Source organism: Ruegeria sp. CDSA077 (genome assembly GCF_059612265.1).
Genome location: NZ_JBXWQG010000020.1, coordinates 43,176 through 53,061, shown reverse-complemented (window position 1 = coordinate 53,061; position 9,886 = coordinate 43,176). Strand labels below are relative to the sequence as shown.

Below are 9,886 nucleotides of genomic sequence, written 5' to 3'. Positions count from 1 at the left end.
TTATCAAGCGTCGTGTACGGCATATGTGTGGGTTCAAATCGTTCAGATCCGCATCAGCCACTTTGGACGGCATCGAAATCGCCAATATGATCCGGAAGCGGCAATTCTCAAGTGATACGACTTCCGGCTTTCAGCTATTCGCCGAGATCGCAGGATAGGTGTATCCAGTAAGTCGCTGACTTTGACCGTTCCAAATGTTTGCGACACATCCATGTTTCCGAAAGAGCTTCGGGCTGTATATTTTGATTTTATTAATGCCGTGAGGACGGTAATTTGGTCTAAGTCAAGTAAGAAACCACGTAACCGTGAACAATCAAAGGGTTTCGCGTTCAATTGTAATCAGTGATTTTTGTAACAAATTAGTAAAAAATGCGATCGATATTTAAGTAATGTCAAATTTACCTTTTAGGATTGTGTGGGTGTTTTTCGCAAATCGGATAAGCGTGCCGGTCTTCGCGCTATTTTGCCAAAAACTAGAATTCATTCTGCTTCGCATCCCGGATAACGGTCCTCCAAGCGAATCATTTATACTTAAGGTTAAGGGATAAGTTTTATTCGCGTTGGTGTTCGTGCCCGTGAGACGAGTTTAGGAGTAACCAGTATCGACATGGATAGAGAGTTACAACGAATACTAGGAGTTGGCTTCGCCGTTCGGCCAAAGCTGCCTGCCAAACACACCACCACCAGTTAACCAAAGATGCGCCCCCGGCATATCCCAGCGTTGCACCGAATTGTGGCTACGGCCCGACCCCCTCCATTCGGTGCAACGCCAACCAAAGGAGACAATTTGAACCCCACGAATATCGACCGTCGCCAAGGGATGGATTTGGCAAGTGTCGAGATGCCGGCACATTCCAACAACTTACCGCCACCACTCACTCACTTTTGCCACTCACCTACTTGAACCTAATAGGGACGAACATCCGGCGCACGGCAATGGTAGCCGCATTCGTATTTGCCGCAGGCTCATCCGGATGCGGCCCGGCCTTTCTTGAGACCGCCCCTGTCGAACTGGAAGCACCACAGGTAACTGTAATTTGTTAGCTATACACCGCCAGCTAACGATCTGGGGTCGGGCTGTTTGGGCTCCTGAAGGCGTGTCAATTCCTGCAGCTGACCAACTCTGCGTTAATGAGGGACTACGCAAAAAAATGGAATCTAACAATTGCAGGCAATTTCGAGCGTTAGGCCAAAAAGCACAAACAAGCGCGGTTACGTCCGATGGCGCCAGTGAACTCGGCATTTGCAGGAACTGCAGAATTTACCTGACCTCCAGAGAGGACCGTTCCTGTTGGAAATGCGGGGCACAATACCCCAATGAAACCCACGCAAATCGACAATTACCCGCTCTCCAACTTCTTCTCAAAGCGACGCTTGGAAGCGCAGTTCTGACATATCTCCTATCGACCAAGGAGCCGTTCACCGACCGGCTTTTTTCTTTGAATATCCCGCTATGTGCCAAGGTCGCGACCAAAACGAACCAGAAACTCGAAAGACAATAGGATAACCCGATGCCTATAAACTTATTCGGAGCCTTTCGTACTGACACGACAATGACCGACGCCGCTGCTGGCTTCGCTACTTTCGGTTCAACATTCGAGATCAGCGCCTATAGCCAGATTACCATCACGGACGGCTCGGATGGAACCGTCGTCGATGGTGACAACGTCATAAACGAGACTCCAAATGACCCGACCCAGACATATCTGGGCAACGCCATTTTTTGGGATTACACAATTCAAGTCAACGATGGCACTAACACATACCAGATTGGTATCGCTGACTACGATATCAACGGTGACGGGACGAGCAACGGTGTCAATGCCGAGGATGGCTTCTTCATTGCTTTCATTGGCGGATCGATCCCACCACTCAACACAACGCTCACATTTGGGCCCATCCTAGATAACGGCTCTTCCGTCGACGTTGATACACTTGTCCCGTGTTTTTCAGCGGGCACGACACTTGAGACGATCAACGGCCCCCGCCCTATTGAAACTCTCTGTGTCGGTGACGAAGTTGTGACGTTGGACAATGGTCTTCAGCCCATTCGCTGGATTGGGTCCCGGAGTTTGAATTCTGAAGACCTCGCGTTGAAACCGAAGTTGCTACCAATTCGGATTAACGCGGATGCGCTGGGTGACGGGTTGCCCAGTCGCGACCTGCTTGTTTCTCCGCAACATCGAATGCTTGTCCGGTCACCGATTGCGAAGCGGATGTTCGGTGATGAGGAGGTACTAATCCCTGCGCATAAGCTTGTTGCCTTGCCGGGTATTTTCGTTGATGACAGCGCTCAATCGGTCACCTATTTACATGTGTTGTTTGACCATCACGAAATCGTCTTTGCGGAAGGCGCACCGTCGGAAAGCTTGTTTACAGGGCCGATGGCGTTGACGAGTTTCGGTGTGGAGGCATATGAAGAAGTTCTCTTTCTTTTTCCGGAGATTTCCTCCCCAGACTACGCACCTTCTTTAGCGCGTCTCGTTCCACCTAAAGGCAAGCAGGTTCGCAATTTGGTAAGACGCCATGCGCAAAACCAAAAAGCAATGGTGGCCCAGCTGTGATATTGCGTACTCCAATGCATCGGGACCCGATCGGAAACGCGACAGCGCCGCCGCAACTTTTACTTTGTGACCGCTTGCTAAACATTGCAACGTCGTTCTGATTTTTGGTTCAACAATAATGAGGTAGATCAAATGGCAGGGAAGTTTGAAGTCTTCGAAGACAAGGCTGGGGAGTATCGGTTTAGGCTGAAGGCCGGGAATGGCGAAATCATACTGGCCAGTGAGGGCTATGTTCAAAAAAACAGTGCGGAAAACGGTATCACATCTGTGAAGACAAACGCGCCGAATGATGACAGGTACGAACGCAAGGAAACCAAATCCGGTGGGTATATGTTCAACCTTAAAGCCAGCAACGGACAGGTTATCGGGACAAGCGAAAGCTATACCAGCGCATCCGCTCGGGACAACGGTATTGTATCCGTTAAGCGCAATGCTCCTGAAGCACGCGTCGAAGATCTGACCTGAAGAGGGCAGCAGGCGTGGCCTGTGTACGTCAACCATTCGCCACTTGCTGGCCGCCTCGAAATCCGCTTCGTAGTAATCGATACGATATATGGGTGAGGCTATCTACCATGTCTAATTCGGTGATGTTGGAGGCAACAATCCTCTGGTCACCATACCATTCGCTACGCTGCGATGTTTCGATATCGTTGAAAATATTGTCCTGAATACCGTTGTCATTGCGAACGGTTACTTAGCCGCCATATTGGAAACCGTTGGTACCACCAATATTGGTGAGCCGATAGATTCCAAAATCAAAGTCAGGCATTTACCGAGGCTCCAATCTTTCAGTGTTAATTCAAAATGATTTGGTGCTATTTCCTCAGATAGCTGAGCGGAAAACCTCCGGCTTACGGTAAGCGTTGCTCCGATCACACCTGGGCGGAGTAATTCCACGGCAGCAGGGCGGGATCTGTTGCAAACTTTTTGCTGTTGACGAGGTCAGATGCTGCGGATGAATGACTTTCGGTAAAATCAGCCGAAAGTTAGTTCATGATTTCCTTCAAGGGCGCGCAATATCCGACGATGTGATCCTGTTCGCGGTGTTTTTCTATGTCCGATACGGCGTGTCAAACCGGGATCTGGAAGAAATCATAGCCGAGCGCGGTGTTTCAGTGGACCACACCACGTTGAACCGATGGGTAACACGGTATTCTGGTGCAATCGCTGAGGCAGCACGTCACCGCAAAGGGCCATGTTATCGTTCGTGGAGAATGGACGAAACTTACTCCAAAGTTAAAGGCGCGTGGGTTTACCTCTATCGAGCTGTCGAAAAGCACGGCAAAACCCTTGATTTCATGCTTTCACGACGTCGAAACAAGCCAGCCGCCACCAAGTTCTTCGCCAGGATGTTGGAGGTCAATGGATTGCCTAGGAAGATTGTGATCGACAAGAGCGGTGCCAACACCGCCGGCATCAAGGCCATCAACAAAATGCTCAAGGGCTTTGGCTGCCCGATCCAAATTGAGATGGTGAGGCGGAAATACTTGAACAATATTGTTGAACAGGACCACCGTTTCATCAAGAGACGCACTCGACCGATGCTAGGGTTCAAAGCCTTCGCTTCAGCGGCGGCAACGCTCGATGGAATCGAAGTGTCGCACATGATCCGCAAGGGACAACTCACGCCCGGACTCTGCCCATTTCAGCAGTTCGCTGAGCTCGTCACCTGACTCACAAGCGATTGCTGAAACAACTCAACGGGCTCAAATCTTTGCAACAAAACCTTTCCCAACTGTGGATACGTTATCCCCAATGATCATGCTGAACAACAGAACATGACACGGCCTAGTGTGGAAAGGTACCTGTCCGCCTAACGCTATTGAATGCTCCCCAATCTTTTTACCGCATCGTTAAAGCCATCAAGGGACAGGTTCGCCTGCAGTTTCTGACCGGTACGGCTCACCATGAGCACAACGAGTGTTTGTAAACTTCGCAAATCTGCCACTTCTTCGGCATTCAACTGTAGTTCTGCAACGCAACCGATGGAGGCAAGACAGGTCGTGAAGGAGGCGACCGGCAAGTCCGTCTCCCCCACTGACAGCCGGACCCCTTCCCTCAGCAGCAGGCCAAATGGCGTGATGAGGGTGATCTTGGAAGGATCCGTCGTAAACGCAGCCGAAATGATCCGGTTCCCGGTATCGGGCTGAATTAACTCCTGCGAAACCTGACAGAGTCGTCCGATACTCTCGGCCTCGGAAGCAACGTTCTTTTTGCACTGCACCGTCCAGCTGCCATATGTTTCAGTTAGAGAACTGGGTTCCTCCGCCAAGCTTGCTGTCACAACTACGCACAGCCCGACCGCTGCAAACAGAAGCCCGAACCGGTGAGAGTGTGATAGTATACAGCGCATCTGCTCAGAACTCCACCTTGAAACCGAAGCTGCCACTCAGCGTACTTCCCGAATTCCAACCAGACCCTAACTCAGAACCAGCTGTTACCTCACCAAATATCGACGAGCGTGCGCCACTTGCCCCGAGCCATTCGCGCGACGCACCGAGGCCGATGGTACCGCGCCAGGCGCGCGCTTCGTTGATCAAGGGCGAGCCAGCAGAGTTAACCACAGTTGTCGCGTCGAACTTGTGAAAAACATTGGCAGTTGCATAATATCGTTTGTTCACAGAGTCACCTGCACCGGGCCGATACTCCAACGTTCCACCCGCCCGAAGTTCCGATGTGGTGCCGTCTTCAAGATAGACTGCTTCCCCACCTGCGCCGGTAAAGCTGTCGAAGTCTACATCGTAGTACAGGTACTGCATTTCTGGTGTGATCGAAAAAGCACGGCCCAGTTCAAAGGTTTTGCCGATCTCAAGCGATGCCGCATAACCGGACCCTTTGTTGTCCGATACTTGGGAAACGCCGCCGGCGGATATGTTGCTTTTGAATTCAGCATATTGAAACTGCGCATCGGCGTAGATGCCTGAGTCCTCGTACCAGGTCAGGCTTGTACCAATACCAATGGCATCGCTGTCCACATTGCCATTTGCGACCGTTGAGGAACCGGACAGGGACGCAGATCCATAAAAGGCCCAGATACCGCCGACAAGCTTACCACGGTTGTACTCACCAAGGAGTTTGTCGAAGCCCAGTTCGAACCGCGTGGAGTGGAAATCGTAATTGATTTCGGAACCTCCAAAATCCATCTCGGTTGTAGAGAAATCCGGATCAAGATCAGACACGGAGCCGGTGAATTTCATCCAGAGTCCAGCATCTCCGCACAGTGGTTTACCGTGGGTCGACAATTGTCGTTCATCATTGCACAGTGGGTCGCCGCCAGCAAGCCAGGTACGGCCAAGAACCCGGCTATGGTAGCTGTCCAACTCGTTGAGGGCATGCAGGTTTTGCGGATAGACTTCATAGACAACGTTCGCAGGTAGCAATTGGAGTTGCAGGAACCACTGAGACCCAACCCGCTGCAATCCATACACCATGCCGCCGACATCCACAGCCCCGCCTACCAGTTGGAAATCGCCGTCGGATGTTGTGCCCTGAACATCGACAAGCATGATATCATTTCCACTCGCCGCACCGGATGAGATATCTGCGACAAAAATCGTTGTTCCACCCGAGACGACATCACCAGCGATCACCAGCGTGTCAGCGGTATCGCCAGAAAAATCGACATCCAGCTGCAATGCACCGCTGCCAGAATAGTTGCCACTCACCGCAATTGTGTCGCCGGTCACCCTGTCCTGAACATTTATGGCACCAGCATTGCGGATGTTTCCCACGATTTCGATCAGGGCAGCAGCACCGGACTGGTTTTGATAGGTACCACCCGCAAGTGTTTCCAGGTCACCGGTCAGGTTAAAATCACCTGAACTGCTGATGACGCCATTGGTTCCGGCAATCAATCCCATTCCCGATCCGCTGCCAACCGTGAAGTCAGATCCGAAGCCAACTGTGCCATCAAGAACGGTGACAGCTTCCCAGTTGACAACGCTTCCCGAATTCACGGTGACATTCAGGCCTTGCAATGTCAACGCGTCGATGAAGCCGTCCGCAGCATCGGTATCGTCACCGCCATCCAGTACCAGTGTTCCATCAAACTCGGCAGCGGTAACAACGGCCACATCCGAACCGTCTCCGCCCTGAAAACCGGCAACCGTGCCCGAAGACCAAAGAAAGCCGTCATCGCCGGTTCCGGCATCAATGTTGCCCGTTACCGTCCCACCATCCAGTGTAATCGCATCGTTCCCGCCGTCTCCGGAGACCACGCCAAGAGTCCCGGACAGCAATCCGATCGTATCCTCACCCAGACCTCCATGAACCGAGCCCACAGCGCCAGAGGTGTTGATCATGATTGTGTCGGCAGTATCAGCTGCAGCAGAAGCGTCCTGACCATTGCCATCGCCCCGGACAGCGCCGGTCACCGACGCATCACCAGACACGGTGATTGTATCCGAACCACCCGCCCCGTCGACATCGTTGGCGATCACCGTGGCGCCGGAGATCGCGATGCCATCGTCATCAATACAGCCATCCACATCGTTGGCCGCGCTGGCCCCATCCAGTGTCACCGACCCGCCACAGGCGGTAAGCTGCGACGTGACCAGGCTGTTGATCACAACGTCTGCCCCATTGGCAACACCTACGATCTCCCAATTGACGATCGTGGCGCCGTTGACGGTCCCGGTCACACCATCAAAGGTCAGTGCATCGATGAATCCGTCGGCAATATCTGCATCGTCGCCACCGTCCAGAATCTGCGATCCATCATATTCCACCGCCGTTACCGTCGCGATGTCGGACCCGTCGCCGCCTTTGAAACCGGCCAGTGTACCGGAAGACCAGATGAAGCCGTCATCGCCGGTTCCGGCATCAATGTTGCCGGTAACAGTTCCGCCAGCCAGCGTAACCGCATCGGCCCCAGAGCCACCTGTGACAGAACCAACAGTCCCGGAAAGCAGGCCGACGATATCATCGCCCGCCTCGCCTGCTACCGATCCTACTGTGCCGGTTGTATTGATCGTAATGGTATCACCGGCATCGCTGCCGCCACTTGAATCATGGCCCCCGCTGCCGCCGCTGACACTGCCGGTCACGCCCGCATCGCCCAGCACCGAAATCGTATCCGCTCCGCCACCACCCTGGATCGAATTTGAGACGGCCGTCGTGCCCGTGATCGTCAGAATCTCGCTGCCCGAAGATCCCAAGAGGTTTGACAGTACGCTGCCATTGCTCAGCGTAACATCACCGCGGGTGACCTCCAGATCCATTGCTGCATTGTTGTCACCGGGGGCGTCCACTCCGTTCAGCATCAACGTGTCGAAAACCACGACCGAGTCAATCGACTGGGCCCGTTCAAAACCGCGAATGGTTGCAGCCTGAACATTGGTATCGGCATTGATCACACGGAAGCTGTCCGTGCCGGTTCCACCATCGATCACAGTATCCACGTCTCTGGTCGTCAGGCTGATGGTCGCCGTATCGTTTCCGCTTCCGGCAAAGAACTGTCCCTGAAGAGTGCCATCGGTCCAAGTGAAGGTATCGTTTCCAGCTCCCGCGTCGATATCAGAGAGGACAGTTGAACCTGACAAAATGAATTGGTCGTTTCCGGCCAGTCCGTTAACCAAACCTGTTAAAGTGCCGCCATTCATGGTGATGAAGTCTCTGGTTTGCGCGCCGTTGACACTACCCTCAACCGTGCCGCCATTGATCGTAAAAGTGTTGTTCCGCACGTCAGATCCATTGGTGAGGCCCAGAAAGACATTTCCCATAATGAGAGCATCGTCGTTGATAGTAATGACGTCGTTCCCCCTCCCCCCGAAGATTGATCCGCCAACAATTGCGTTATCGCCAACCGTTATTCTCTCTGGGGCACCAGAGTTGCTGCCGCCACTAGAGATGTTTGATACGATCCTTGCGTCGCCCGAAATCATGATTGTATCGGAATCTGTAGCGGTATTGATGCTGCCGACACTCCCGCCGCTCACGGTGACGGAATCGAACCCGTGAGCAGTATAAATTGTTCCGGTGACGGTCCCGCCTGTCATGACAATGGTATCCGTGTGACGCATATGCCCAGGACTGACCCGGACGGTGCTGATTACGATGTCGCCGCTGATCTCCACCCGGTCGTGGCCAGGCCCAGGCAGAACTTGCGCGCCGCCCGGATCATTCGCATCATTGCAGACCATTACATCGTTTCCGTTGGTCCCGTTATTGCTCGACGTGGTGCCGTTGACGAGACACGCAGCATGGGCCGTGTCTGGGGTCGCCAAGAACAGAAGTGATCCCGCGCTGATACCTATCATCAAGGCGAGACGGCTGTTCAATGGGGAGGCATGGGACCAAACTGGCCAGGCACAACTTAAAAGCCAACCAGCAGACGTAGTCACAATGGATGATCGGCACTTGCTGGCGACGTGACAATTAACCATAAACAGTTACCCCTCCCTTCGCGCAGGCAATAATATATCAGATTTCGACCTAGTAGTGAAATATACTTGCCTATTTTTACTGTATTTTATTATATTATGACTAATGTGGCAATTTTTAGCCACATACGTGGCTTATGAACCCCGCCCCAATTTGTTTGGGTCTCAGTGACCGGTTTGAGGGAAAGCGCAAAACAGAAAACCGGGCTGCTCTCAATCTATGATTGCATGAGGATCGGCCTGGTAAGTGCTGAATGTCACTGGGAAATGCCAATGTCATGGTACAACTAGACAGGCATTCATCAGCAAAAGACTTATGCGATTTTGTCCATTGCTCTTGACCGCACACCCCTGGTTGCACTGAAAGAAGAAAGCTTGACGGGGTGGCATTTGGTGGACCCCCGAGCCACGCCATTGGGCTCCGGGCCGAGCGTTTTGAGAATCTCAGTGGAATTGGAGCCCTGCAAAAGGTACACTCGACAATTGTTCTGAAACCGTGTTGGATATTCAAACCCGCTGTCCCCGATAACTCTTGAGCTGTCATGCCCAAAAAACTCTACCTTAGTTTGGTGCTTTCCTTAACGTTCCGTCAATTCGAGTTTAAGAGGCTCGCAGGTTGAGCGTTATCCGAAATACGAAGATTAAAGAGGATGAAGTCTGCTAAGAAATTCCCAATACGGCCTTTCTTATCCCATTTGCGAAGATAAGCATCTGACCCATCGCAATGCTCGCCACGAAATCAAGAAGGGCGCCAACCTACTGAAAAGGCAGATACACAATTTGCGTCTTCTGTCAGAAGGCGACAAGTACGATCTCACGCGAGTGACGCCGATCCCGTTAACTTAGATCCACGAGAATGTGTTGCATGGATCAGGACTGACACGAATATGCCCTTTACCCCAAAACTTCAGACGGCGTGTTCATACGCCGCACGACCGAGAG

Annotated in this window: 4 protein-coding genes and 1 pseudogene; 3 read left to right on the top strand and 2 right to left on the bottom strand. The window is 52.4% G+C overall.

What is annotated here, in order from left to right:
• The first annotated feature begins 1,553 nt into the window (after nucleotides 1-1,553).
• From AC2FLE_RS20760 to AC2FLE_RS20750, 3 genes and pseudogenes are all read left to right on the top strand, one after another.
• The gene (locus tag AC2FLE_RS20760) at nucleotides 1,554-2,564 is read left to right on the top strand and encodes a Hint domain-containing protein (RefSeq protein WP_496699457.1); all 1,011 of its coding nucleotides are present in this window, start codon (nucleotides 1,554-1,556) and stop codon (nucleotides 2,562-2,564) included.
• Nucleotides 2,565-2,696: 132 nt separating this feature from the next.
• Nucleotides 2,697-3,029: a YegP family protein gene (locus tag AC2FLE_RS20755; RefSeq protein WP_496699455.1), complete on the top strand. Its 333-nt coding sequence runs from the start codon at nucleotides 2,697-2,699 to the stop codon at nucleotides 3,027-3,029.
• A gap of 528 nt (nucleotides 3,030-3,557) precedes the next feature.
• Nucleotides 3,558-4,237: pseudogene (locus tag AC2FLE_RS20750) on the top strand (IS6 family transposase).
• 146 nt (nucleotides 4,238-4,383) lie between these two features.
• Here the strand turns inward: AC2FLE_RS20750 and AC2FLE_RS20745 are convergent.
• Nucleotides 4,384-4,836, bottom strand: a complete 453-nt coding sequence (locus AC2FLE_RS20745; protein WP_496699454.1) for an invasion associated locus B family protein — start codon at nucleotides 4,834-4,836, stop codon at nucleotides 4,384-4,386.
• An 85-nt stretch (nucleotides 4,837-4,921) separates the two neighbouring features.
• The gene (locus AC2FLE_RS20740; RefSeq protein WP_496699452.1) at nucleotides 4,922-8,788 is read right to left on the bottom strand and encodes an autotransporter outer membrane beta-barrel domain-containing protein; all 3,867 of its coding nucleotides are present in this window, start codon (nucleotides 8,786-8,788) and stop codon (nucleotides 4,922-4,924) included.
• Nucleotides 8,789-9,886: the final 1,098 nt, after the last annotated feature.

Coding starts and splice junctions, on each gene's coding strand:
- AC2FLE_RS20760 (WP_496699457.1), top strand. CDS start 1,554: ATGACCGACGCCGCTGCTGGCTTCGCTACTTTCGGTTCAACATTCGAG.
- AC2FLE_RS20755 (WP_496699455.1), top strand. CDS start 2,697: ATGGCAGGGAAGTTTGAAGTCTTCGAAGACAAGGCTGGGGAGTATCGG.